The sequence below is a fragment of the Microbacterium ureisolvens genome (assembly GCF_019511645.1).
Lineage (GTDB): Bacteria > Actinomycetota > Actinomycetes > Actinomycetales > Microbacteriaceae > Microbacterium > Microbacterium ureisolvens_A.
This window is the reverse complement of record NZ_JAEUAX010000005.1, coordinates 137,133-160,040: the sequence shown is the minus strand read 5'-3', so window position 1 is coordinate 160,040 and position 22,908 is coordinate 137,133. Positions and strand designations below refer to the sequence as shown.

The window sequence follows — 22,908 nt, the reverse complement described above, 5'->3', positions numbered from 1 at the left end:
CGCACAGGAAGGCAACCGTAGGGTTGACGCATCATGCCCTTCCCCTCGCCCGACCTGCGCCTCATCGCCGTCGACATGGACGGCACCCTGCTCGACGGCCACGGCCGCATCCCCGACGCCCTCTGGCCGCTGCTCGACCGCCTGCACGCCGACGGCATCCGCTTCGCGCCGGCGAGCGGGCGTCAGCTCGCGACCCTGCAGCGGGCATTCGCCGAGCACCTCGACGACATGGTGTTCATCGCCGAGAACGGCGCATACGTCGTCGAGGGCGACACCGAGATCAGCTCGGACGCGATGGATGCCGCGTTCACGGCGTCCCTCGTCACACGCCTGCGCGCGCTCGCCGCTGAGGGACGCGACCTGGGGGTCGTGGTGTGCGGCAAGCGGTCGGCGTACATCGAGCGCGCCGACGACGCGTTCCTGCCCGAGGCGGCGAAGTACTACGCGCGCCTCGAGACCGTGCCCGATCTGCTCTCGGTCGACGACCAGATCCTCAAGGTCGCGATCTTCGACTTCGCGGATGCCGCGGCCACCGCCCCCGCGCTGGCCGATCTCCGTGCGACACACCAGGTGGTCGTGTCGGGCGAGCACTGGATCGACGTCATGAACCAGGGCGTCAACAAGGGCGTGGCCCTCCGGCGTCTGCAGGCCGCGACCGGCATCACCCCCGCGCAGACGGCGGTGTTCGGCGACTACCTCAACGACCTCGAGATGATGGATGCCGCGTCCCTCTCGTTCGCGATGGCCAACGCGCACCCGGAGGTCGTGGCGAGAGCGCGCTACGGCGCGCCGTCGAACCTGGAGCACGGCGTCATCACGACGATCGAGAAGCTCTTGGACGGCGTCCCCGACCCCGTCGCCTGAGCCCCCTCGCGGCGAGGATACGTTCTCGCCGAGGCGCCCCGCGTGCGTAACCTGTCACCTCGGCGACAACGCACGATGTCGACGCCGGCGGCGGGTCGACGGCGTTGCAGCCGAAGCCGGGGCCGGCGCGAGCAATAGGCTCCGGGTATGGCGGTGAGTCAGACGAGGCGTGCGCGCGCGGCGCGACGCCGTGCCCGCCGGGTGGCCGCCGCCGACAACGATCTGACACCCGATGAATGGGAGGCGCTCGTCGAGGCCTGGGGTGCCTGCGCCTACTGCGGCCTGGCGGCGGGCCCGTTCCAGAAGGACTGCGTGCTGCCGATCTCGCGCGGCGGCCGATACACGTTCGAGAACGTCGTGCCCGCGTGCCGCTCGTGCAACGCGAGCAAGAGCAATGACGAGGTGACAGGCTGGCTGCGCCGTAAGCGGCTCGATGAGCGGGCGTTCCTGCTGCGTCACGTCGAGGTGCTCGCCGCGTGGCGGGGGAGCGCCCCGGTGGGCGGGGAGACACCGTGAGCGTCAGCATCCGTCCCTACGAATCCCGCGACTGGGACGACATCCGGCGCATCCACGATGCCGCCCGGCTCGACGAGCTGCGCGGCGCAGGCCTTCTCGACGCCTATCTCGACCTCGCCGCCACCTATGAGAACGAGGGCCTCTTCGACGACGAGGTCTGGGTCGCCCAGGCCGACGGCGAGGTCGCAGGGTTCATCGCCGGCAGCGTCGGTCCCGACGGCGGCGAGATCACCTGGATCTACGTCGACCCCGACCTCTACCGCCGCGGGATCGGCAGGGCGCTCGTCGAGCACTTCCTCGCGCGGTCCGGCGGACGTGTCGAGCTCGAGGTGCTCGACGGCAACGCCGCGCGCGACTTCTACGAGGCGCTAGGCTTCATGCTCGAGTCGACCACGACCGGCAAGCTCGCCGGTAACGAATCGTTCACCGCGACCGGTCACACTCTCGTCTGGACCCCGCCGCAGCTGTAGACATCGCGCGGAATGGGAAGCGGCCCGCGTGCTTCGGGTGCACGCGGGCCGCTGGTTCTCGGGGCGACGGATGCTACTGCGCGGCGTATCCGCCGTCGACGAGGTGGTAGCTGCCGCTGACGAAGGTGGCGGCGTCCGAGGCGAGGAAGGCCACGAGGTTCGCGACCTCCTGCGCGTCTCCGAGGCGGCCCAGAGCATGCTTGGCGGCGAGCACCGTCTGCGCGTCGGCGTCGAGGTTCGCGTCGACGAGGGGCGTGTGGATGAACCCCGGGCCGACCGCGTTCACGCGCACGCCCTGCGTGCCGTATTCGAGCGCGGCGTTCTTCGTGAGGCCGACGACGCCGTGCTTGGACGCGACGTATGCCGACGACATCGGGATGCCGACCGAGCCGAGCACCGACGAGATGTTGACGATCGATCCGCCGCCGTTCTTCGCGATCGCGGGCGCCTGCGCGCGCGTGCCGTAGAACACCGCGTTCAGGTTGATCTCGATGACCTTCTGCCACGAGTCGACCGGGTACTCGCCGACCGGCGCCGCGGCGCCGCCGATGCCGGCGTTGTTGACCGCGATCCGCAGGGGGGCGAGGGCCTCTGCGGCTTCGACGGCCGCCTGTCCGACAGCCGGGTCCGACACATCGCCGACGAACGCGGCGGCCGTGCCTCCCGCGCCCGTGATCTCGGCGACCACCGCGTCCGCGGTCTCCTGCCGCACATCGGCGACCAGGACGGCTGCGCCGTTGTCGGCGAGGGTGAGGGCGACCGCCCGGCCGATGCCGGATCCTGCGCCGGTGACGATGGCGGAACGCTCCGCGACATCGTACGTAGCCATGATTACCTCCGTTGGTGGCGTCAGCCTGTGGCGCCGATCACTTCTCCGACATCTGTCGGTTATGCATGAGTTAACCTACACCTGTCGAAAAGATTCCCGGAGGCGCGATGGATCCCCGCAAGCGGCGCAGCCGCGATCGCCTGTACGCCGCAGCGCTCGCGCTCGCGGCGGATCAGCCGATCTCGAGCCTCACCGTGACGCAGCTCGCCGACGCGGCCGGCGTCCACCGCTCGACGTTCTACGAGCACGCCGACTCGCCGGCAGGCCTGGTCGAAGCGGCGCTCACCGCGGAGCTCGACGTGCTGCGCAGCGACCTCATGAAGGACGGGGCCGATGCTGCCACCGCTGTCGCGACCGTGACCGAGGGGGTGCTGCACCACATCCTGCGGCACATCGACATCTACCGCCGGGAGCTCGCCGACGGCGGGGGTGCGCTCCACGCGATGCTCAGCAGGCACTTCCGTGGGACCACGGAGAGCCTCCTCGGCCGCGGTCGCATCGCGATCCCCGTCTCGGTCTCGGGCGCTTCCGCGGGGAGTGTGGCGGATGCCGCCGCCCGCTTCCTGGCAGACGGGACCGTGGGGATCATCGACGGGTGGCTGCGGCATCCGTCCCCGCGGGTCGACGATTTCCTCCGCATCTACTTCGCCCTGTTGCCCGACTGGTGGCCGCACCGCCCCGAGGCCTGACCGGGGATCACTCCGTCGCCGGTCGAGCTCCGGTGAGCACGGCGATGCCGTCGAGCACGGCGCGCTCGGTCGAGCGGGCGCCCAGAACGCGGAAATGGCCGGATGTCGGCACCGCGATGTTGGTCGCGCCCTCGAGTGCGCTCCCCTCGGGGATGTGAGGATCCCACGGCCCGAACACCGACACGATGCGGCCGTTGACCGAGGTCTCGCGCCCGAGGGTGAGGATGACCTCGTCCTTGGGGCGGAACGCGCGGATGCTCGGCACCACGAACAGTCGCGCGAGCCGGGAGCCACCGAACGGCGTGGCGACCGCGACGAGGCCGACGAGGCCGAGTGGGCGCCCGGTGTCGGTCGCCGCTGCGGCGGCTTCGGCGGGGTCGCCGCCGGCGGCCGCCTCCGCGGCGGCGCGCGCGGCCGCACCCGACGAGACGAGCAGGTGCTTGCCGATGAGCCCGCCCTTGCTGTGCGCCACGAGCACGCGCCCGGCCTCGGGCGCCGGCGTGCGGGCGAGCAGTTCCCCGAGGCGATCGGCGGTCGAGGGGATCGTGCGCCGGTTCACGCCCAGGCCGTGCACGACGGCGACGCGGTGCCCCGCGGCGGCGAGGGCGTCGCCGAGGGGGCGCAGGAAGGTCCAGTGCTCGTACACGCCCGGGATGAGGTACACCTCCGGCAGCGCGGGGTCGCCCCGGCGCCACGCCTGCGGAAGGGGGCGGGGTCGCCCGATCGTCCAGGGAAGCGACAGCACGGCGAGCTGCCGGCGGGCCGCGTAGACGTAGTCGGCGATCCACGACAGCCCGCGCCTCACCATCGACGGGCGAGGGACGGAGACGGCGGTCGCCTGGTCGGACATGTGCGAAGTCTACGAGGGCGGGGTGGACGTGCCGCGGACGCCGGTGATGGCCGACTCGACGACGGACGCGGCGAGGGCGTCGATGACGGTTGCCGGCTGCCACCGCACCGGACCGTGCACTGCGATGTCGGCGAAGCCGTGGACGGCCGACCAGCATGCCCACTCGGCGTACGGCCGTCGCTCGCGGGCGAGGGCGCCGGCGTCCACCATCGCGTCGAGCGTGTCCATGAGGAGGCGGAAGGGGGCGACGATCTCGTCGTCCAAGGTCACGATGCCGTCGTTCGCGTGGGTGTCCTGTGTGAAGAACGCGGTCTCGAACCACCCCCGCTCGGTGCGTGCGAAGTCGATGTACGCCAGGCCTACGCGCCGCAGCCGCTCGATCGCCGCCTCCGCGGGGGACAGGTCTGCCGGGGTCGCCTCGACGCGTGCCGTGATGGCGCCGGCCAGAGCGAGCTGCGCCTCGCGGGCGACCGCCCGCACCAGGGCGTCGCGATCGGCGAAGTGGCGGTACGCCGCGTTGGGCGAGACCCCGGCGGCGCGGGTCGCTTCGCGAAGGGTCACCGCGCCCGGGCCGCCCGCGCGGGCGAGCTGCAGGCCTTCGCTGATCAGCGCGTGTCGGAGGTGGCCGTGATGATAGGCACGCACCGCTGAAGTCATTGCGTCCTCCCGGCGGGGTGTGTACGGTGTGAACACCGAATGTGAACAGTGTCCACATTCACCTTAGACCCTCGCCCTTCCCCACTCGTCAGCGAACACGCCGAAGGAATCGTCATGAGCCAGTCGAGCCCGGCGGGGCCCGCAGCATCCGAAGATCCGGTCCAGCACCGTCCCGACGCCCGCACGCTGCGCGCGTTCTACCAGGTGCTCGTCAACACCGCACTCGCCAACGTGACGTCGAGCTACCTCTGGTTCGCGCTGACGTTCTGGGTGTACCTCGAGACGAAGTCGGTGCTCGCCACGGCGATCATCGGCGGGTCGTACATGCTTCTCGTCGCGGTGTTCGGCGTGGTCTTCGGCGTGATCGTCGACCACATGAAGAAGAAGTCGGTCATGCTGCTCTCGAGCATCGTGACGGCGTCGGCCTACGTCGTCGCCGGTGCCATGTTCGTGGCGTTCCCCGAGAGCGCCCTGCTCGACTGGACCGGTCCCTGGTTCTGGGCGTTCGCCGGCGTGATCCTCATCGGCGGCGTCGTCGAGAACCTCCGCAACATCGCGCTGTCGACGACCGTCACGCTCCTGGTGCCCGCCGACCGCCGCGACAAGGCGAACGGCCTCGTCGGAGCGGTCCAGGGCATCGCCTTCATGGTGACGAGCGTGTTCTCAGGCCTGTCGATCGGGCTCCTCGGCATGGGCTGGACGGTGGCCATCGCGATCGCGGCCACCGGCGTGGCGCTCATCCATCTGATGTTCGTCCCGATCCCGGAGCGCGGCGTCGCGCACGTCGAAGGGGCCGCGCCGAAGGGCTTCGGGTTCAAGGGCGTGATCCCGGCGGTGATGGCGGTGCCGGGCCTGCTCGCGCTCATCCTCTTCTCGACCTTCAACAACCTCGTGGGCGGGGTCTTCATGGCCCTCATGGACCCGTACGGCCTGACCCTCTTCTCGGTCGAGGTGTGGGGCATCGTCCTCGGCGTGACGAGCTTCGGGTTCATCATCGGCGGGGCGCTCGTGGCGAAGTTCGGTCTGGGCAAGAACCCGGTCCGCACGATGCTGCTCGTGAACATCGGCATCGCCTTGCTCGGAATGGCCTTCGCCATCCGCGAGTGGTGGTGGCTCTACGGGCTCGGCATCCTGATCTTCATGGCGCTCATGCCGATCGCCGAAGCGTCGGAGCAGACGATCGTGCAGCGCGTGGTTCCCTTCGAGAAGCAGGGGCGGGTCTTCGGCTTCGCGGCGAGTGTCGAGTCCGCGGCTGCACCGGTCTCCGCATTCCTCATCGGACCCATCGCCCAGTTCTGGCTGATCCCCTACATGAATTCGGCCGAGGGCCAGGCCGCGTGGGGCTGGCTGCTCGGCGACGGCGAGGCGCGGGGCATCGCGCTCGCGTTCGTCGGCGCGAGCCTCGTGCTCCTGCTCGTCGTGCTGCTCGCCTTCGTGTCGAAGCCCTACCGCGAGCTGTCCGACGCGTACGCGGCCGCACCGCCGTCGCTGCACACCGAGGAAGACGGGACGCATAGTGCAGCCCCGGGCGCGCCGGCGACCTCGGCGATCGGCGAGGCCGGAGAGGATCTGCGCTCCGGGCTGCGCTGACCGCCCGTCAGTCGGCGAACCAGCCGGAGGTGCTGACGGCGGTTCCCAGTCGCGGGACGTACTGGTCGAAGTAGATGCGTGAGATGAGATCGCGGCGGCTGCGCACACCGGCCTTGTCGAACACCGCCTTCAGGTGGTCCTGGACGGTGTAGGCCGAGACGTGCAGGGTCGTCGCGATCTCCTTGGTCTCGACTCCCTGCAGCACGAGTCGGGTCACGTCGCGCTCGCGGGGCGTGAGCCCGAACGCCGCCACCACCAGCTCGACGATCTCGGGCGGCCGCGCCTCCTCGATCGTCACCACGACCTGGCTCGTGGATCCGTCGCGCGCCGCGAGCGGCGCCGCGTGCACGACGAGCCACATCCCCGATGCCGTCCGGATCCGCGCCCGAGGCAACGGCGCGCCGGGCGTGTGAAGGCTCGCCCGAGCCGCGGCCACGAGGGCGTGCACCAGGCCGAGCGGGTCCATGAGGTGTTCCGACGCATGCAGCTGCGCGAGGCGCTCCTCGGCGCCGACGCTGATGTGCGTCACCTCGTCTGCGGCGTCGACGATCACGACGGCCGGGCCGCCGGTCCCCGCGTCCACGAGCGCCGGGCCGGTGAGCCGGGCGAGCACGCCCGCCCGCACGCCTCTGGCCATCGATCCCGAGAGCGAAGCGAGGAACGCGATGTCGTCCTCGGTGAACCACGCGTCGTCGTGGCCGCGGAACAGCGCGAGGCCGCCCCACATGCCCTGTCCGTCGCGGAACACAAGCCGCGCCTCGTCCGAGAAACCGAACTGCGGCCGCATGAGCACGTTCATGCGCTCCGATCGCGCGATGTCGTCGGGCAGGGTGACCCGCATGCCGATCGCGTCGTGGTCGCTGCGCGCCAGCGAGCGGAAGGACGACTGATCGGGCGAGTTGTACTCGAGTGTCGCGAACAGCGCATCGTGCGTGTCACTGCCGACGAGGCTCCCGTACTTGCGGCCGCTCGTCAGCATCGCCGTGGCGGGGTCGTGCGTCCCCACGCACGCGCCCTCCCACGGGACCGCGCGCCGGATGGCCGCGGTGGCCTCGCCCATGAACTCGTCGAGATCGAGTGCCGCGCGCGACAGCACGTCGACATCTCCTCGCGCGCGCTCGGCGGCCAGAATGCTCCCCATCCGCACAGTATGCGCCGCCGGGAGCGCGCGCGGTATCCCAGACGTGTGGGGGGTGGCGCCGGCCATCTCTGTGGGGGCGGAATCTGCCGGGCGATCTGGGATGGTCCGCGTCCGCACCGACGCCCGACGCTGATCGGGTGACCATCACGATCCACACCAGCTCGGTGAGCGAGGACGGCCGGCTCCTGCACGCCGAAGACGCCGCCGCACAAGCGTGCCTGGCGGTCGTCCGCCTGGAGCGCGCCCTCGAGACTCGACGCCTCCCGCCTCGGCGCATCGTGGGCATCGAGGTGCGGACGACGGATGCCTCGATCATCGCCGACATCGTCGGCATCGTCCGCGAGCGGCTCGGCGACCCCGACGTCCCGCTGCACGTCGCGACGGCGGCGAGCCTCGAGCCGTCCGGCGCGATCGTCGGGCTGTGGACCGAGGTGGACGCCGCCCCCGAACTCACCGACCACCCCGACGCCCTGAGCGACGTCACCCACCACACCGAAGGAACCGCCATGTCCACTCCCACCACCGCGCTCGATGCGTCCGCCCTGCGCAGCATCCCCGGGATCCTCCTGCCGGGCGACCCCGGTTACGACGCGGCGCGCACGCCGTGGAACCTCGCCGTCGACCTGCATCCCGCCGCCGTGGCGGTGCCCCGCGACGTCGACGAGGTCGCGGCCGTCGTCGCGGCCGCCTCGGCGCACGGGCTCCGTGTCGCGCCGCAGAGCACCGGGCACCTCGCCCTCTCCCTGCACGGGCTCGACCTCTCGAACACGGTGCTGCTGCGCATGCACAGGTTCACGGGCGTCCGGGTCGACCCGGACGCGCGCACGGCACGGGTGCTCGGGGGCACACTGTGGCGCGACGTCGCAGCCGCTGCCGCGCCGCACGGGCTCGCGGCACTCCACGGCAGCGCCGGCGATGTGGCGGTGGCCGGCTACGTGGTCGGCGGTGGACTGTCGCTGTACGGGCGCCGTCACGGGCTGGCGGCGGGCCACGTGCGCGCGATCGAGGTCGTCACCGCGGACGGCGCGCTGGTGCGGGCGAGCGCCGACGAGCATCGCGACCTGTTCTGGGCGCTGCGTGGCGGCGGAGGCGGCTTCGGCGTCGTCGTGGCGGTCGAGATCGACCTCCTGCCCATCGCCGATGTGGTCGCCGGGATGCTGCTGTGGGACCTGTCGCACGGGCCCGAGGTGCTGCGCACGTGGGTGGAGTGGACGAAGACCGCTCCGGAGTCCGCGACGACGTCGCTCCGGGCGATGCGGTTCCCTCCGATCCCGGAGCTGCCCCCGTTCCTCAGCGGCCGCAGCCTCGTCGTCATCGACGGTGCCGTTCTGGAGGAGGACGAGCGCGCGGCCGAGATCCTCGCCCCGCTGCGGGCGCTGGGCCCCGAGCTCGACACGTTCACGCGCATCCCCGCGATCGACGTGCTCGGCGTCCACATGGACCCGCCGGCCCCGACGCCCGGGATCAGCGACCACCTGCTCCTTGCGGAGCTGCCCGAAGAGGCCGTTGCGGTCTTCCTCTCGGTCGCCGGACCGGATGCCGAGACATCGCTCATGATCGCCGAGCTGCGCCACCTCGAGGGCGCTCTCGCCCGGCCGATCGACGCTGCGCTCGCGACGCTTCACGGCAGGTTCGCGCTGTTCACCCTCGCCGCCGTGCCGGTTCCCCAGTTGTTCGAGCTCGGAATGCAGACCACGGCGGATGCGGCCTCCGCCCTTCGCCCGTGGAGCAGCGGTGTCGCGTACCAGAACTTCTCGGACCGGCGGGAGGAGGCGTCCGCCTTCTTCGACGTCGAGACACGCGACCGCCTGGTCCGGATCCGCGAGCAGTACGACCCCGCCGGTCTCTGGCTCGCCGCCCACGACCTCTGAGCAGCCTGCCCCGAGATCGGACGGACACGGATGCTGCAGCCCCGGGCGGCAGCATCCGTTCCCGTCTCTCCCGGTCTGTCAGGCCGGCGTGGTTCGGGTCACCGGCACACGGAACCGCTTGCGGAACGCGCCCGGAGCGCGCCCGGTCAGACGCGGGTGAGTCCCGCGGCGGCGGCCTCGTCGGGACGGCCGGGGAACACCTCCAGTGCGAATCCCTCGGTGTCGACGGCGACCGTGAGGAGAGTCGTCCACTGATCGAGCGGTGACAGGGTCAGGTCGGGGATCATGCAGATCTCGGCGGCCGAACCCCGGCCGCCGCACGCCGCCAGGGCCCGATCGGTGGACGCCAGGCCCACGAGTTCGCCGCGCACGCGGTCGAGATGCGCCAGGCGGGCGACCGTCGTGGCGTCTTCCATCGTGTCGCCCGCCGACAGCGCGGGATCCAGGAAGTGGTTCGTGTGGAAGAGCCAGCCGTCGGCGCCAGGCTCGACGATGCCGAGTCCCGCCGGTGCGAGTTCGAAGGCGGCGGCCCGGGAACCCGTGGGAGTGGTCTCGAACACCGTGAGCACGGTCGACGCGCTCACTGTCGCGCTCGCCGCGATGCTCTGGGCCTCCTCGATCGAGCGCGCTTCTTCCAGCACCCGGCGCGCGACCGCGTGCACGGGAACGCCGCCGGCGGCGGAGTCCGTCCGGTGCGACAGGATGTTGAAATGCAGCCCGACCCCGGCGCTGTTCACGCCGATCTTTCCCGGTGTTCCGAACTCGGTGAACACCTTCACCCGCAGCCCGCTCGACGCTGTGAGTTCCAGCAGCAGCCCTTCGGGCACCAGGAACTCGTGCCAGTCCCACGTCTGCAGGGTCTCTGCAGCGAGGCCCGGGCCTACGTGCACCGCGGTCGAGCATTCGCCTGCCCGCGGGCGCGGCGCCACGGCGAGGATCTCCGTGCGTCCGCCGACCGCGGCGAGCCGCCACAACTCGAGCTCGGCCCGCACCGCGATGGCCTCGGCCTCGGCGGCGAGGTCCGGTGCCCACGCCTGCAGGGAGGCGTGCGTGCGTTCGGCGAGCGCGCGCACGTCGTCCGCTGGGATGCCCAGTTCGGCGAAGTGCGCGAGATAGAGCTCCGCGGTACGGCGGTACTGCGGGCCGAACGCAGCGCCGAGCTCGCGGCCGCGTGCGACGGCATCGGGAGTGGTGGAGGTGAAGGTGCGCAGTTCCATGGTCAGTCGAGTTCGGGCGTGCGCGGCGGCGCGGTGCGGCGCGGCCGCAGGGCCTCGAACGCCGCGGCCCACGCGAGCAGGTCGGGGTCGCTGTACGCGCGCCCGGCGATCGTCATGCCCACCGGCATGCCGAGGTCTTCCATCGTCCCCATGGGCACGGTGACCGTCGGGATGCCGAGGTGGCGGATCGCGAGGTTGCCGTTGGCGACCCACACGCCGTTGCGCCAGCCGAGGTCGGCAGATGCCTCGTTCACGTCCATGTCGGCCGGACCGACGTCGGCGACGGCGGGGAAGACGACCGCGTCGAGGCCGAGGATCGACATCCAGTCCTCGAGGTCGACGCGCCGGGTCTCTTCGAGGCCGCGGACGCCGTCGGCGATCTCGGGGATGTCGGCGAACGACGCGTACGGGTGCTCGCGCACCTGTGCCGGGTAGGTCGCGATGTCGTCGTCGAAGCCGGTGTAGCGGTCGGGGAGCGCGCCGTCCGGGTGCGGGAAGATCATCGCACCGTCGACGTCGTCGAGCCGGCCGAGTGCGGGATCGCCGTTCGCGCGGAGGAAGTCGTCCCATGCCCACGCGGACAGGTCGACGATCTCGCGCTGGAGGAAGGCCTCGGTCACCAGCCCGCGGGTCTTGATCGTCGGCGCGCCCGGCCGGTCGCCCTCGTAGTTCGTCACCGCCGGGAAGTCGACCTCCACCACCTCGGCGCCGGCGGCCTCGAGGTCGATCCGGGCCTTCTCCCACAGCGCGAGCACCGACGGTCGCGTCTCGATGCGGGTGCCGGTCGGCCCGCCGATGCCGCCGTCCGGGTTCGTCCCGGCCTCGGGGTCGGCGTTGATGTACATCCGCGGCACGCCGAACCGCTTCCCCGCCAGCCTCGCGGCCGCGGCGTCGGCATCGGCGGAGGCGAGCGCCGGGTACGACGCGGGACGCAGGGCCGAGGCATCCGGAATCCCGATCCAGGGCTGCGCGCGCCAGAAGTCGCCGCGGGTCTCCGGGTCGTCGGCCACCATCACGTCGAGGATCTCGAGCAGGTCGGCCATCGTGCGCGTGTGCGGCACGACGACATCCATGGTCGGCACGAGCGGCCAGTTGCCGCGCACCGAGATCACGCCACGCGAAGGGGTGTAGGCGCACAGCGCGTTGTTCGAGGCGGGCGCACGGCCGCTCGACCAGGTCTCCTCGCCGAGCCCGAACGCCGCGAAGCTCGCCGCGGTCGCCGTGCCCGAACCGTTGGACGATCCCGATCCGAAGGCCGACGTCAGGTAGTCGGCGTTGTACGGGCTCTCGGCGCGGCCGTAGAGACCGCGCTGCATCCCGCCGTTGGCCATCGGGGGCATGTTGGTCAGCCCGATGAGCACGGCTCCGGCGTGGCGCAGCCGCTCGATCGAGAACGCGTCGCGCTGCGCGACGAGGTCTGCGAAGGCGGGCGATCCCGCCGCGACGGTGAGGCCCTTCGCCATGAACGAGTCCTTGGCGGTGTACGGGATGCCGTCGAGAGGACCGAGCGTGCGGCCTTCGGTGCGACGGAGATCGGATGCTGCCGCCTCGGCCCGCGCGTCGGGATTGCGCACGATCACCGCATTGAGGGAGGTGGCCGATCCCGGCGCGTCGTACGCGTCGATGCGCGCCAGGTACGCGTCGACGAGTCCGACGCTGGTCACGGCGCCCGATTCGAGCGCTTCGCGGAGCTCGGCGATCGTCTTCTCGACGACCGGGTAGTGGCGGGTCATCGGGCGACCGCCGGCTGCTGCTGGGTGATGCAGTGGATGCCGCCGCCGCCGGCGAAGATCTGGCGGGCGTCGACCGTCACCGCCCGGCGCCCGGGGTAGGCGGCCTCGAGGATGTCGCGCGCCCGCGCGTCGGCACGCTCCTCGCCGAAGCCGCACGCGATGATCCCGCCGTTCACCACGAGATGGTTGACGTAGCTGTAGTCGACGAACCCCTCGTGGTCGCGGAGGGTCTCGGGGGCGGGGAGGTCGATGATCTCGAAGGTGCGGCCCGCGGCATCCGTCTCAGCCGACAGGAACGCGCGCAGTTCGCGCGAGACCTCGAAGTCGGGATGATCGGGATTCTGCTGCGTGTGAAGGAGGACGCGACCGGGCGTCGGGATCGTGGCCACGATGTCGACGTGGCCGTTCGTGCCGAACTCGTCGTAGTCGCGGGTGAGGCCGCGCGGCAGCCAGACGGCCTTGGCGGCGCCGATCGTGCGGGCGAGCTCTTCCTCGACGCGTGCTCTGTCGGCGAAGCGGTTGCGGCGCGGATCGAGCTGCACGGTCTCGGTGACGAGGACGGTGCCCTCGCCGTCGACGTGGATGCCGCCGCCCTCGTTGACGAGCAGCGAGCTCACGACCTCGGCGCCGACGAGGTCGGCGGTGAAGCGCGCGTGCTGCGCGGCCTTCTCCCACGATGCCCACTCCGGCGCGCCCCAGCCGTTGAAGATCCAGTCCACGGCGCCGAGGGCGCCGGGGCGGTCGTCGTCGATGACGAACGTGGGGCCGTGGTCGCGGAACCAGAACTCGTCCACCGGCGTCTCGACGAGGTCGATCGCGGAGTCGAGCATGCGCCGGGCGCGCTCGGCCTTCGACGGATCGACGAGCATCGTCACCGGCTCGAAGTCGGCGACCGCGTTCGCCACCGCGCTCCACGCGGCATAGAAGCGCTCCTGCTCGGCGGGGTCGTCGCCGAGCGTCGGCCCCTCGTTGGGGAAGGCCATCCATGTGCGTTCGTGCGGATCGCCCTCGTGCGGCATCCTCCAGGCCATCGTCGCCCCTTCGTTCGGCGGTGTCGCGACGACGGCGAATGCGCCTCGCGGAGTAATTGATCTAGCGATCAATAGGAAAGATACCTATGCTGGCGAAACCATGTCAAGCACATCGTCCCGCCCCCGCACCCGCAAGGCTCCCGCCGAACGGGCCGCCGAGATCGTCGCGGCGGCGACCGCGATCGCGCGCGACCAGGGACTGAGCGCCCTCACCCTGCGCGCCGTGGCGGAGCGGGCGGGGGTCGCGTCCGGCCTGGTCGCGCACTACCAGCCGTCTATGGACGACCTCGTGGCGCGCGTCTACGCCGACCTCGTCGACGAGGAGGTGAAGGACGTCGAACGGATGGTCGGCGCGGTCGCCGATCCGGCGGCCCGACTCGGGGCCCTCATGGACACGCTCATGAACGGCGGGCGCGAAGAAATGACCGTGGTGTGGGTCGAGGGCTGGGCCATGGCCCGCCGCAACGACGCCCTCGCCCTCGCCGTCCGGGCGCAGATGGAGCGCTGGCAGACGCTGGTCGAGTCGATCATCGAGGACGGATGCCGCACCGGGGCCTTCTCGACGGCCGAGCCGGGCGAGGTGGCGTGGGAGCTCATCGGCATGATCGACGGACTGAACGCGCAGTCCCTCGCCCGCGGCACCGACACCACGCGGTTCGCGGCACGCACGGCCCGGGCAGCGGAGGCACTCGTCGGGGCAAGGCCGGGATCGGTGGCGGTGGCCTCGTAGCCGTGCGGGCACGGCGGCACAAGCCCCTCGGCTCCTCGGGGCGTGCTCACGTACGTTCGGGACAGCGAAAGGAGCAGACCATGACCAATCAGCCTCCGCTCATCCCCGCACCCCTCGGCGACGACGACGATCCGACCATCGCGGACGGCACCGCTGACGACGCGGACGGGATGCTCGATCCGGCACTCGAAGACGACCGCCCGCTGGATCCCGACCTCGACGACGACCGCATCGACAGCGCGGCCGCTGACGAGCGTGCGGCGACCGAGGGCACCCTCGACGTCGACGATCGTCCGTGACGCCGCGTGCACGACGCGGGGAGCGCACGGGGGAACAGGGCCAGGATGGACCTATGAGCGCGATCCCCACTGTCACCCTGAACGACGGCACCTGGTTCCCCGAGCTGGGACTCGGCACCTACAACCTGCGGGGCGAGGAGGGGATCGCCGCCATCGTCGCGGCGATCGATTCCGGATACCGCCTGCTCGACACCGCCGTCAACTACGAGAACGAGCGCGAGGTCGGCGAAGCGGTGCGCCGCAGCGGCGTCGACCGCCGCGAGCTGCTCGTCGCCTCGAAGATTCCCGGACGCCACCACGGCCGGCAGGAGGCGATCGACAGCATCAAGGGCTCGCTCGATCTGCTGGGCATCGACCGCATCGACCTGCAGCTGATCCACTGGCCGAACCCGAGCGTCGGGAAGTACGTCGACACGTGGCGCGGCCTGGTCGAGGCGCGGGAGCAGGGTCTGGTGCGTTCGATCGGCGTGTCGAACTTCACCGAGGACCAGCTCACCGAGCTCATCGAGGAGACGGGTGTCGTTCCCGCCGTGAACCAGGTGGAGCTGCACCCGTACTTCCCGCAGGAGAAGCTGCGCGCATTCCACGCGACCCACGGAATCCGCACCGAGAGCTGGAGCCCGCTCGCGAGACGCAGCGAGCTGCTCACCGAGCAGATCCTCACCGAGCTGGCCGCGGTCCACGACGTCACCCCGACGCAGGTGGTGCTGCGCTGGCACACGCAGCTCGGGAGCACGCCCATCCCGAAGTCCGCCGACCCCGACCGGCAGCGCGAGAACGCCGACGTCTTCGGCTTCACCCTCACCGACGATCAGCTCGCCGCCATCAGCGCGCTCGAACGCGGCCGTCTGTGGGACGGCGACCCGCTCACCCACGAAGAGATGTGATCGACGGATGCTGCCCCCGGCGCACTGCGCCGGGGGCAGCATCCGTCACGGTTCAGGCGTCGGGGAGGGCGTCGAGCCACTCGGCGAACGTCTGGGTGCCGCGCAGCGCGCCGGGACCGGGAAGCAGCGCGCCCGACCGGAGCGCACGGCCGATGGCGCCGGGGGTGTTCACCACGGGAATCGGCGCGCGATGGCCGATCGCGTGCGCGTAGCGGTGCACCATGTCGGCGAGGCTCTCCTCCTGTGGTCCGCCGAGGTCGGTCGTTCGGCCCGCGGGGCCCTGCTCGGCGAGGTCGACGAGGTGCGCCGCGACCTCGCGCGCGGCGATCGGCTGCACCCGGCCGGAGGGTGCGACGTGCGCACCGGCATGACCTCGGTGGTACATCATCGCCGCATACTCGTGGAACTGCGTCGTGCGCAGGATCGTCCACGGCACGTCGCCCTCCGCGACCAGCCGCTCCTGCACCAGCTTCCCGGCGTAGTAGCCGTCCGGAGCGGCCTCGGCACCGACGATGGTCAGCACCAGGTGGTGCGCGACCTGTGCTCGCCGCTCGGCCGCGAGCAGGCTCTTCGTGGCGCCGGCGAAGAACATCACCGACACGTCGGGCTTCGCGGTCGTCACGTTCGTGACGTCGATCAGCGCGTCGACCCCGTCGAGGGTACCGGCCAGGCCCGCGCCGCTCAGCAGCTCCACCCCCGTGCTGCGGGACAGCACGACGATGTCATGGCCGCGACCGCGCGCGATCTCGGTGATGTGCCCGCCGGTCATCCCCGTACCGCCGGCGATGGCGAGTCTCACGAGTCCTCCTGGTGCGTGTGACCCGAACCCCCGCTCAGCGTAGACCCGCCGGGCCCAGCCGCACGATACCCGCCGTGTCGCTCAGGGGAGCTCGGCGAGCCACTCCGCGAAGGTCTGGCTGCCCAGTACCGCCCCCGGCCCGGGGAGGCCGAGCCCCGTCCGCATGCCCTTCATCTGCCCGCCGGGCAGGCTGACCGAGGGGATCCAGCCGCCGTGCCCGGTGCGCCGTGCGTACGCCTTGATCATGTCGTCGAGGCGCTCCTCGCGCGGCCCTGCGAGGTCGGCGGATCGTCCCTGCGGGGCGCCCGCAGCCAGCGCAGCGAGGTGCGTGCCCACCTCGCGGGCCGCGACCGGCTGCACCCGCCCGCGAGGCGCGACGTGGAGGGGGCCGATCTTCGCGCGGTCGAACACCTGGCCCGCGAACTCGTGGAACTGGGTCGCGCGCAGGATCGTCCACGGCACGCCGCCCTCCTCGACCACGCGCTCCTGTGCGAGCTTTCCCGCGAGGTAGTCGTGCGGGATCCGGTCGATCCCCACGATCGACAGCAGCGCGACATGCGCGACGCCCGCCCGGCCTGCCGCCGACACGAGATTGCCCGTCGCCGCTTCGAAGAACCGGGTGGCGACCGCGGCCGACACGGTCGTGACGTTCGCGGTGTCGATCACCGCGTCGACGTCGTCGAGCGCAGCGTCGAGTCCTGCTCCCGTGGTGAGGTCGACGCCCGTGCGACGGCTGAGCACGATCGGGTCGTGCCCATCCGCGCGCAGCGCCTCCACGACGTGGCTTCCGACGACGCCCGTTCCTCCGGCGACCGCGATCCTCATGGCATTGCTCCTTTCGTCCCCAGCCGGGGGCTCTCGATAGTCCGACGACGCGGAGCGCGAGAATGTGAGAGCACGGCTCACATTCCGCTCGCGTGCCTCGTCGAAGATCGAGAGAGAGGACCACGGATGCCCACCGACGACGTCGAGACCGAACGCCGCGCCCTGCTCGGCCTCTGCTACCGCATGCTCGGCACCGTGGCCGACGCCGAGGACGCCGTGCAGGAGACCTACGTCCGCTGGCTGCGACTCTCGGACGCGGAGCGTGCCGCGATCCGCAACCCCGCCGCGTGGCTCACGCGGGTCGCGGGGCGCGTGTGCCTCGACATGCTGGGTTCGGCGCGCGCCCGGCGCGAGCGCTACGTGGGGGAGTGGCTGCCCGAGCCGGTGCCGCAGGACTCGCCGCTCGTGGCATCCGCTCCGATCGACCCGATCGAGCAGGTCACGCTCGACGACTCCGTCTCGATGGCCCTCCTCGTGCTGCTCGAGTCGCTCACGCCCGCGGAGCGCGTCGCGTTCGTGCTGCATGACGTCTTCGGCGTCCCGTTCGCCGAGATCGCGGAGACGGTGGGGCGGAGTCCGGACGCCGTGCGTCAGCTCGCGTCCCAGGCGCGACGGCGCGTGCGCGAGCATCGTGCGGGAGCGGCCTCACCGGAACAGCACGATGCGGTCGCACGCGCCTTCGCCCAGGCGGCGACCACGGGTGATCTCGACGCCCTCGTCACCGTGCTCGATCCCGGTGTCGTGCTCCGCTCCGACGGCGGCGGACGCGTCTCGGCGGCGCTGCGGCCGGTGCGCGGCGCCGACCGGGTCGGACGATTCCTTCTCGGCCTGCCACGTCTGCTTCCTGACGCCGTGCTCGTCCCGGTCCAGACGCCCGACGGCCTCGGCTTCCTCGCGACGGTCCACGACGTGCCCGACGCGCTGGTGACGCTCGAGGTGCGGGGAGCCCGGATCACCGACGTCTTCATCATGCGCAACCCCGACAAGCTCACCCAGTGGTGCTGACGGGGGCGCCTTCCCGGGGCGGACGCGTCGGTTAGCGTGGAGCCATGTCGACCCCCGCGAACTCCACGCCCTTCGACTCGCTCACCGACTACATCGCACTTCCCCGGGTGGAGGCACTCGCCCTCTCGCCCGACGGGAAGACGGCGGTGCTCACCGTCGCGGCGCTCAAGAAGGACGGCACCGGGTACGACCGGTCCCTATGGGCGGTGCCGGCGACGAGCGGAGGCACGCCTCGACGCCTGACGCGGTCGGCGAAGGGCGAGGCCGGTGCGGCCTTCACGGCGAACGGCGACATCCTCTTCGTGTCGGCCCGCCCCGACGCCGATGCCGAAGCCGACGACGAGTCGGGTCAGCTGTGGCTGCTGCCGGCCACCGGCGGCGAGGCCCGGCCGGTGACTCGACTGGCGGGCGGCGTCGACGGCATCGCCGCGACCGCCGACGCGTCCGCACGGCTCGTGATCACGGCATCCCTTCTGCCCGGCGCCGAGACCCTCGAGGGTGAGGCGGCGCTGCGCGCCAAGCGCAAGGAGAAGAAGGTGTCGGCGATCCTGCACGACACCTACCCGGTGCGCTACTGGGACCGCGACCTGGGCCCCGGCGAGCCGCACCTGCTCGCGATCGATATCGACGCCCTCGAAGACACGATCGCGGCCGCCGTGGCGGACGCGGCGGCGCAGGACGCGTCGGAGACCGATGCTGCGGCTCCCGGCGCTGACGGCGAGGGCGCGGCATCCGCGTCCGAAGAGAAGCCGTACCCGCCGACGCTGCCGCGTCCGCGCGACCTGACTCCGAAGCCGGTGCGGTCGCTCGACCACGCCGAAGCCGCGCTCACGCCGGACGGGTCGACGCTCGTCGTGTCGCTCGAGCACCGTGAGCAGCGCGCCGGCCGCCGCGTGATCGTCGCGATCGACACGGCGACGGGCGAGCGCACCACGCTGTTCGACGAGATCGGTGTCGACTACGAGATGCCGGCCATCAGTCACGACGGAACACGCCTCGCGTACCTGCGCACCGTCAAGAGCAGCCCCGCCGCGCCCACGGACTACGAGATCTGGGTCGCGGGCATCGACGGCGGCGACCCACGTCGCGTGGCCGCCGAGTGGGATCGCTGGGCCTCGTCCCTCGCGTTCGCCGCCGACGACGCGGCGCTCATCGCCACCGCCGACGACGACGGCCGTGGTCCGGTGTTCCGTATCCCCCTCGACGCGGGTGCGCCGGCGAAGCTCACCGATGACGACTTCGCCTACTCGAACGTCGTGGTCGACCGCGGAACGGGCGAGATCGTCGCGCTCCGCTCGTCGTGGGGCGTGCCGCCGCACCCCGTGCGCATCGCCCGGGACGGCGTGGTCACCCCGCTCGCGACGCCCGCCCCGGCGCCTGCGGCACCCGGGTCGATCACCGAGGTCGAGACCACCGCCGAGGACGGCGCGCGCGTGCGCGGGTGGCTGCTGCTGCCCGAGGGCGCCTCGGCGGAGGCGCCGGCGCCGCTGCTGCTGTGGATCCACGGCGGCCCGCTCAACAGCTGGAACGCGTGGAGCTGGCGCTGGGCGCCGCTGCTCGCCGTGGCCCGCGGGTACGCCGTGCTGCTTCCCGACCCCGCGCTGTCGACCGGCTACGGCCTCGACTTCATCGCGCGCGGCTGGAACAGCTGGGGCGGAAAGCCCTACACCGACCTGCTCTCGATCACCGATGCCGCCCTGGCGCGCGACGACATCGACGAGGCGCGCACCGCCGCGATGGGCGGATCGTTCGGCGGCTACATGGCCAACTGGGTCGCCGGTCACACCGACCGGTTCCGCGCGATCGTCACGCACGCGAGCCTGTGGGCGCTCGATCAGTTCGCGGGGACGACCGACAGTTCGGAGTACTGGCAGCGGATCTTCACGCCCGAGGCGATGATCGAGCACTCGCCGCACCGGTTCGTGCGCGACATCCGCACCCCCCTGCTCGTGGTGCACGGCGACAAGGACTACCGCGTGCCGATCGGCGAGGGCCTGCGGCTGTGGTCGGAGCTCGCCGAGCACCACGCCGACGAGCAGGGGCGCATGCCGCACCGCTTCCTGTACTTCCCCGACGAGAACCACTGGGTTCTGAAGCCCCAGCACGCCGTCGTCTGGTACGAGACGGTGTTCGCGTTCCTCGGCGAGCACGTGCTCGGCGCAGATCCGTCGCGCTACGAACTGCTGGGCTGAACGGCGCCGGTCCGGCGCGCGGCTCAGGACGCGTGCCGGACTTCGCAGTCGCTTCCTGGCGACAGGATCGCCTCGTGGCCGTCGTCGTAGCGGACCACCAGCAGCGGGTTCTCCGCGCTGCCCCGCACCTCGATGACCTCACCCGCGCGCTCCACGGCACCGACGACGCGGCCGTGGATGATCACGCGATCGCCGACGCTTGCCTGCATGGCGGACCACCTCCTCGCGCTCACGATACGACGCAGCGGCGGCGAGGGGTAGGGGTGAGGGGCTCGGCTACAGCTGTGCGCCGTCGTCGTCGCGGTTCTCGAGCCCGACACTGCGCCCGCGCCACGACTCGTACGCCATGAGCCAGCCGATCGACACGGCCGCGGCGAGTACGACGCCCAGCAGCACGTTGCCCCAGATGAGCCCGAAGACGATCCCCAGCGTGAACATGAGGGCCGTGCCGAGCGCCCAGCCGGAGTGCCCGCGCGTCCAGCCCTTCCGCGTCGTGGTCATGCCGCCAGCCTAGGCGTGCGGCGCTTCACCGTCGTCGACCGCTCCGCCGCGCCGGTGTTCGCCGACGCGCGCGAGCGCGGACCCCGGCGCTTCGCCGGAGTCCGCGCTCAGGCTCAGCCCTGCTGCGCGTTGACCGCCACCATCCAGTCGATGCCGAAGCGGTCGGTGAGCATGCCGAACTTGCCGCCCCACGGCGGCGTGTCGTAAGGCATTGTGATGGTGCCGCCGTCGGCGAGCTTGTCCCAATAGCCCTGCAGCGACGCTTCGTCGTCACCGCTCACCGACACGGAGATGCCGGCCGGCTTCTCGTAGGTCATTCCGGTGGGCGTGTCGGCCGCCATGAGGACGAAGCCGTCGGGGCTCGTGAGCTGCGCGTGCATCACGAGGTCGTTCTCGGAGGGATCCTGCACCATCCCCTCGAACTGGCCGAACGTCGAGATGTCGAGGTCGCCCCCGAACACGCTCTGGTAGAAGGTCATCGCCTCACGGGCTTGGTTCCTGAAGGAGAGATACGGGTTGAGGCTGGGCATGTCGAACTCCTGAAATGGGTGGTGGATGCCGCGCCCGGCCGCGTGGCGCGTCCCAGTGTCGTCGGCACCTCCGACATCCACAAGGGAGGTCCGGCGGCCGGCCCCTTTCGACCCCTTCGCCGCCCCTGCGACCGCGTCATCGCGTGCCGACATCGCGAAGATGCTTGACGCCGCGCTCCGGCCTCCTCTAACGTGGCCTGGCTGCGCCCGCCGGCGCGGCATCACGAGCGAGCCGAGAGGACGACGGATGAACGCCGAGCGCGCACTCCGTTTCGAGGCGGTCCTGGGTCAGCAGCCCAACGACCGCTACGAGTCGTCCCCTCCGGCGCAGGCCGTGTAGCAGCATCCGCTGATCCACGCCCCGCACCGCACAGGTCCGGGGCGTTTCCCTTTCCAGGGGGGAGTCCCGAGCCGACGGCCCGCCCCGCGCACCCGAACGGGTGCGTGAGCACGCAAGGAAAGGAATCATGGAGAGGCTCACAGACCGGCTGCTCTCGTGGGCGAGCCTGATCGACGAGAAGACCGTCGAGCAGGCCCGCACCTCGTCCCGCATGCCGTTCATCCACCCGCATCTGGCTCTCATGCCCGATGCCCACCTCGGGAAGGGCGCGACCGTCGGGTCGGTCATCCCGACGCTCGGGGCAATCATGCCCGCTGCCGTCGGTGTCGACATCGGCTGCGGCATGATCGCCGTGCGCACCCAGTTCACGAAGGCGCAGCTCGCCGAGCGCGATCTCACGCACCTGCGCGAGCAGATCGAGCGGGCCGTGCCGCTCTCGGCCGGGCGCGACAACCGCAAGGTGGTCGCCACCGCCGAGCCGCGAGTCGCGGAGCTGGAGGAGCTCGCCCGGAACGCCGAGTTCGACCCGGCGCGGTACGCCGGCCATTGGCGGCTGCAGCTCGGCTCGCTGGGGTCGGGCAACCACTTCATCGAGGTGTCGGTGGACGAGCTCGACCGCGTGTGGATGTTCCTCCACTCCGGTTCGCGGGGTGTCGGCAACAAGATCGCCATGCACCACATCGGTGTCGCGCAGCGCCTGGCGAAGCAGTGGTGGATCGAGCTTCCCGACCCCGACCTCGCGTACCTCGTCGAGGGCACGCCGGAGTTCCGGGCCTACATCCGCGAGCTGCGGTGGGCACAGCATTTCGCCCTGCTCAATCGTGAGGAGATGATGGACCGCGTCGCGCGTCAGCTCTCGGAGACCATGGGCGCGCCGGTCATCGAGCACGAGCGGATCAACTGCCACCACAACTTCACGGAGTCGGAGAAGCACTTCGGCAAGCAGGTGTGGGTATCCCGCAAGGGTGCGATCCAGGCGGACGCCGGTCGGCCGGGCCTCATCCCCGGTTCGATGGGAACGGCGTCCTACGTCGTGGAGGGCCTCGGCAATCCGCTGTCGCTGAACTCCTCGCCGCATGGTGCGGGTCGGGAGTTCTCGCGGACCGCGGCGCGCCGCACGTTCACACACGAGCAGCTGCGCGCGGCGATGACCGGGATCGAGTTCCGCGACACCGACGCGTTCATCGACGAGATCCCGCAGGCGTACAAGCCGATCGACCGGGTCATGTCCGACGCGGCCGACCTCGTCGTCGTGCGGCACACGCTGCGGCAGCTCGTCAACGTGAAGGGCGACTGAACGGATGCGGCGGCCCGGCAGCTCTTCGCAGCGGCCGGGCCGCCG

The 22,908-nt window shown here is 71.4% G+C and carries 24 protein-coding genes; 12 read left to right on the top strand and 12 right to left on the bottom strand.

The features are described 5' to 3' along the window. Positions 1-33 precede the first annotated feature (33 nt). From JNB61_RS10960 to JNB61_RS10950, 3 genes are all read left to right on the top strand, one after another. On the top strand, positions 34-864 hold the full coding sequence (locus tag JNB61_RS10960; RefSeq protein WP_220339635.1) for a Cof-type HAD-IIB family hydrolase: 831 nt from the start codon (positions 34-36) through the stop codon (positions 862-864). A 147-nt stretch (positions 865-1,011) separates the two neighbouring features. Then, a complete protein-coding gene (locus JNB61_RS10955) occupies positions 1,012-1,380 on the top strand; it encodes an HNH endonuclease (protein ID WP_220289104.1) in 369 nt (122 codons plus the stop codon). Next, positions 1,377-1,850, top strand: a complete 474-nt coding sequence (locus JNB61_RS10950; RefSeq protein ID WP_220339634.1) for a GNAT family N-acetyltransferase — start codon at positions 1,377-1,379, stop codon at positions 1,848-1,850. Before JNB61_RS10955 ends, JNB61_RS10950 begins: the two co-directional genes overlap by 4 nt. Before the next feature lie 73 nt (positions 1,851-1,923). Here JNB61_RS10950 and JNB61_RS10945 read toward each other — a convergent pair whose 3' ends face one another. Then, positions 1,924-2,679 (bottom strand): SDR family NAD(P)-dependent oxidoreductase, encoded by a 756-nt coding sequence (locus tag JNB61_RS10945; RefSeq protein ID WP_220339633.1) that lies wholly within the window; start codon positions 2,677-2,679, stop codon positions 1,924-1,926. 107 nt (positions 2,680-2,786) lie between these two features. On the opposite strand from JNB61_RS10945, the gene JNB61_RS10940 reads away from it, so the two are divergent. Next, positions 2,787-3,368: a TetR/AcrR family transcriptional regulator gene (locus tag JNB61_RS10940; RefSeq protein WP_220339632.1), complete on the top strand. Its 582-nt coding sequence runs from the start codon at positions 2,787-2,789 to the stop codon at positions 3,366-3,368. A gap of 7 nt (positions 3,369-3,375) precedes the next feature. Here JNB61_RS10940 and JNB61_RS10935 read toward each other — a convergent pair whose 3' ends face one another. Further along, positions 3,376-4,218 (bottom strand): esterase/lipase family protein, encoded by an 843-nt coding sequence (locus JNB61_RS10935; protein WP_220339631.1) that lies wholly within the window; start codon positions 4,216-4,218, stop codon positions 3,376-3,378. Positions 4,219-4,227: 9 nt separating this feature from the next. Further along, positions 4,228-4,863: a TetR/AcrR family transcriptional regulator gene (locus tag JNB61_RS10930; protein WP_308289164.1), complete on the bottom strand. Its 636-nt coding sequence runs from the start codon at positions 4,861-4,863 to the stop codon at positions 4,228-4,230. Between the two features lie 126 nt (positions 4,864-4,989). Here JNB61_RS10930 and JNB61_RS10925 point away from each other — a divergent pair, with 126 nt between their 5' ends. Then, on the top strand, positions 4,990-6,465 hold the full coding sequence (locus tag JNB61_RS10925; protein ID WP_275952227.1) for an MFS transporter: 1,476 nt from the start codon (positions 4,990-4,992) through the stop codon (positions 6,463-6,465). Positions 6,466-6,472: 7 nt separating this feature from the next. Here JNB61_RS10925 and JNB61_RS10920 read toward each other — a convergent pair whose 3' ends face one another. Continuing rightward, entirely contained in the window at positions 6,473-7,606 is a 1,134-nt protein-coding gene (locus tag JNB61_RS10920) for a helix-turn-helix transcriptional regulator (RefSeq protein ID WP_220339630.1), read from the bottom strand. 137 nt (positions 7,607-7,743) lie between these two features. Here JNB61_RS10920 and JNB61_RS10915 point away from each other — a divergent pair, with 137 nt between their 5' ends. Beyond that, positions 7,744-9,477 carry an FAD-binding oxidoreductase gene (locus JNB61_RS10915; protein WP_308291252.1) on the top strand — a complete coding sequence of 578 codons (1,734 nt, stop codon included), beginning with the start codon at positions 7,744-7,746 and terminating at the stop codon, positions 9,475-9,477. 146 nt (positions 9,478-9,623) lie between these two features. On the opposite strand, the gene JNB61_RS10910 is transcribed toward JNB61_RS10915, so the two are convergent. From JNB61_RS10910 to JNB61_RS10900, 3 genes are read right to left on the bottom strand one after another with little or no spacing between them, the layout of a single operon-like run. Beyond that, a complete protein-coding gene (locus JNB61_RS10910; protein WP_220339629.1) occupies positions 9,624-10,694 on the bottom strand; it encodes a C45 family autoproteolytic acyltransferase/hydolase in 1,071 nt (356 codons plus the stop codon). 2 nt (positions 10,695-10,696) lie between these two features. Beyond that, positions 10,697-12,427: an amidase gene (locus tag JNB61_RS10905; protein ID WP_220339628.1), complete on the bottom strand. Its 1,731-nt coding sequence runs from the start codon at positions 12,425-12,427 to the stop codon at positions 10,697-10,699. Further along, positions 12,424-13,458, bottom strand: a complete 1,035-nt coding sequence (locus JNB61_RS10900; protein ID WP_220339627.1) for an agmatine deiminase family protein — start codon at positions 13,456-13,458, stop codon at positions 12,424-12,426. Before JNB61_RS10900 ends, JNB61_RS10905 begins: the two co-directional genes overlap by 4 nt. A 100-nt stretch (positions 13,459-13,558) precedes the next feature. Between JNB61_RS10900 and JNB61_RS10895 the strand changes: the two genes are divergently transcribed. The 3 genes from JNB61_RS10895 to JNB61_RS10885 all read left to right on the top strand — a co-directional run bounded on the left by JNB61_RS10895 (position 13,559) and on the right by JNB61_RS10885 (position 15,374). Further along, positions 13,559-14,188 (top strand): TetR/AcrR family transcriptional regulator, encoded by a 630-nt coding sequence (locus tag JNB61_RS10895; RefSeq protein WP_220339626.1) that lies wholly within the window; start codon positions 13,559-13,561, stop codon positions 14,186-14,188. Positions 14,189-14,268: 80 nt separating this feature from the next. Beyond that, on the top strand, positions 14,269-14,487 hold the full coding sequence (locus JNB61_RS10890) for a hypothetical protein (protein ID WP_159842105.1): 219 nt from the start codon (positions 14,269-14,271) through the stop codon (positions 14,485-14,487). Between the two features lie 53 nt (positions 14,488-14,540). Further along, positions 14,541-15,374 (top strand): aldo/keto reductase, encoded by an 834-nt coding sequence (locus JNB61_RS10885; protein ID WP_220339625.1) that lies wholly within the window; start codon positions 14,541-14,543, stop codon positions 15,372-15,374. Between the two features lie 52 nt (positions 15,375-15,426). Here the strand turns inward: JNB61_RS10885 and JNB61_RS10880 are convergent, their stop codons facing one another. Beyond that, on the bottom strand, positions 15,427-16,173 hold the full coding sequence (locus tag JNB61_RS10880) for an SDR family oxidoreductase (RefSeq protein WP_220289092.1): 747 nt from the start codon (positions 16,171-16,173) through the stop codon (positions 15,427-15,429). 81 nt (positions 16,174-16,254) lie between these two features. Next, entirely contained in the window at positions 16,255-16,998 is a 744-nt protein-coding gene (locus JNB61_RS10875; protein ID WP_220289091.1) for an SDR family oxidoreductase, read from the bottom strand. A gap of 126 nt (positions 16,999-17,124) precedes the next feature. Here JNB61_RS10875 and sigJ point away from each other — a divergent pair, with 126 nt between their 5' ends. Beyond that, positions 17,125-18,003, top strand: a complete 879-nt coding sequence (gene sigJ, locus JNB61_RS10870) for an RNA polymerase sigma factor SigJ (protein WP_220339624.1) — start codon at positions 17,125-17,127, stop codon at positions 18,001-18,003. A gap of 44 nt (positions 18,004-18,047) precedes the next feature. Continuing rightward, positions 18,048-20,195, top strand: a complete 2,148-nt coding sequence (locus tag JNB61_RS10865; protein WP_220339623.1) for a S9 family peptidase — start codon at positions 18,048-18,050, stop codon at positions 20,193-20,195. Between the two features lie 23 nt (positions 20,196-20,218). On the opposite strand, the gene JNB61_RS10860 is transcribed toward JNB61_RS10865, so the two are convergent. From JNB61_RS10860 to JNB61_RS10850, 3 genes are all read right to left on the bottom strand, one after another. Continuing rightward, positions 20,219-20,404 (bottom strand): DUF1918 domain-containing protein, encoded by a 186-nt coding sequence (locus JNB61_RS10860; RefSeq protein WP_159842117.1) that lies wholly within the window; start codon positions 20,402-20,404, stop codon positions 20,219-20,221. 67 nt (positions 20,405-20,471) lie between these two features. Further along, positions 20,472-20,696 carry a hypothetical protein gene (locus JNB61_RS10855; protein ID WP_159842119.1) on the bottom strand — a complete coding sequence of 75 codons (225 nt, stop codon included), beginning with the start codon at positions 20,694-20,696 and terminating at the stop codon, positions 20,472-20,474. A 113-nt stretch (positions 20,697-20,809) separates the two neighbouring features. Beyond that, entirely contained in the window at positions 20,810-21,226 is a 417-nt protein-coding gene (locus tag JNB61_RS10850; protein WP_159842121.1) for a VOC family protein, read from the bottom strand. 467 nt (positions 21,227-21,693) lie between these two features. Here JNB61_RS10850 and JNB61_RS10845 point away from each other — a divergent pair, with 467 nt between their 5' ends. After that, positions 21,694-22,863 carry an RtcB family protein gene (locus JNB61_RS10845; RefSeq protein WP_220339622.1) on the top strand — a complete coding sequence of 390 codons (1,170 nt, stop codon included), beginning with the start codon at positions 21,694-21,696 and terminating at the stop codon, positions 22,861-22,863. Positions 22,864-22,908: the final 45 nt, after the last annotated feature.

What these genes read in the sequence shown, in the direction of transcription:
- JNB61_RS10845 (WP_220339622.1), top strand. Translation starts at nt 21,694, where the DNA reads ATGGAGAGGCTCACAGACCGGCTGCTCTCGTGGGCGAGCCTGATCGAC.
- JNB61_RS10925 (WP_275952227.1), top strand. Translation starts at nt 4,990, where the DNA reads ATGAGCCAGTCGAGCCCGGCGGGGCCCGCAGCATCCGAAGATCCGGTC.
- JNB61_RS10890 (WP_159842105.1), top strand. Translation starts at nt 14,269, where the DNA reads ATGACCAATCAGCCTCCGCTCATCCCCGCACCCCTCGGCGACGACGAC.
- JNB61_RS10900 (WP_220339627.1), bottom strand. Translation starts at nt 13,458, where the DNA reads ATGGCCTGGAGGATGCCGCACGAGGGCGATCCGCACGAACGCACATGG.
- JNB61_RS10885 (WP_220339625.1), top strand. Translation starts at nt 14,541, where the DNA reads ATGAGCGCGATCCCCACTGTCACCCTGAACGACGGCACCTGGTTCCCC.
- JNB61_RS10960 (WP_220339635.1), top strand. Translation starts at nt 34, where the DNA reads ATGCCCTTCCCCTCGCCCGACCTGCGCCTCATCGCCGTCGACATGGAC.
- JNB61_RS10850 (WP_159842121.1), bottom strand. Translation starts at nt 21,226, where the DNA reads ATGCCCAGCCTCAACCCGTATCTCTCCTTCAGGAACCAAGCCCGTGAG.
- JNB61_RS10955 (WP_220289104.1), top strand. Translation starts at nt 1,012, where the DNA reads ATGGCGGTGAGTCAGACGAGGCGTGCGCGCGCGGCGCGACGCCGTGCC.
- JNB61_RS10935 (WP_220339631.1), bottom strand. Translation starts at nt 4,218, where the DNA reads ATGTCCGACCAGGCGACCGCCGTCTCCGTCCCTCGCCCGTCGATGGTG.
- JNB61_RS10920 (WP_220339630.1), bottom strand. Translation starts at nt 7,606, where the DNA reads ATGGGGAGCATTCTGGCCGCCGAGCGCGCGCGAGGAGATGTCGACGTG.
- JNB61_RS10945 (WP_220339633.1), bottom strand. Translation starts at nt 2,679, where the DNA reads ATGGCTACGTACGATGTCGCGGAGCGTTCCGCCATCGTCACCGGCGCA.
- sigJ (WP_220339624.1), top strand. Translation starts at nt 17,125, where the DNA reads ATGCCCACCGACGACGTCGAGACCGAACGCCGCGCCCTGCTCGGCCTC.
- JNB61_RS10865 (WP_220339623.1), top strand. Translation starts at nt 18,048, where the DNA reads ATGTCGACCCCCGCGAACTCCACGCCCTTCGACTCGCTCACCGACTAC.
- JNB61_RS10940 (WP_220339632.1), top strand. Translation starts at nt 2,787, where the DNA reads ATGGATCCCCGCAAGCGGCGCAGCCGCGATCGCCTGTACGCCGCAGCG.
- JNB61_RS10860 (WP_159842117.1), bottom strand. Translation starts at nt 20,404, where the DNA reads ATGCAGGCAAGCGTCGGCGATCGCGTGATCATCCACGGCCGCGTCGTC.
- JNB61_RS10905 (WP_220339628.1), bottom strand. Translation starts at nt 12,427, where the DNA reads ATGACCCGCCACTACCCGGTCGTCGAGAAGACGATCGCCGAGCTCCGC.
- JNB61_RS10910 (WP_220339629.1), bottom strand. Translation starts at nt 10,694, where the DNA reads ATGGAACTGCGCACCTTCACCTCCACCACTCCCGATGCCGTCGCACGC.
- JNB61_RS10875 (WP_220289091.1), bottom strand. Translation starts at nt 16,998, where the DNA reads ATGAGGATCGCGGTCGCCGGAGGAACGGGCGTCGTCGGAAGCCACGTC.
- JNB61_RS10855 (WP_159842119.1), bottom strand. Translation starts at nt 20,696, where the DNA reads ATGACCACGACGCGGAAGGGCTGGACGCGCGGGCACTCCGGCTGGGCG.
- JNB61_RS10895 (WP_220339626.1), top strand. Translation starts at nt 13,559, where the DNA reads ATGTCAAGCACATCGTCCCGCCCCCGCACCCGCAAGGCTCCCGCCGAA.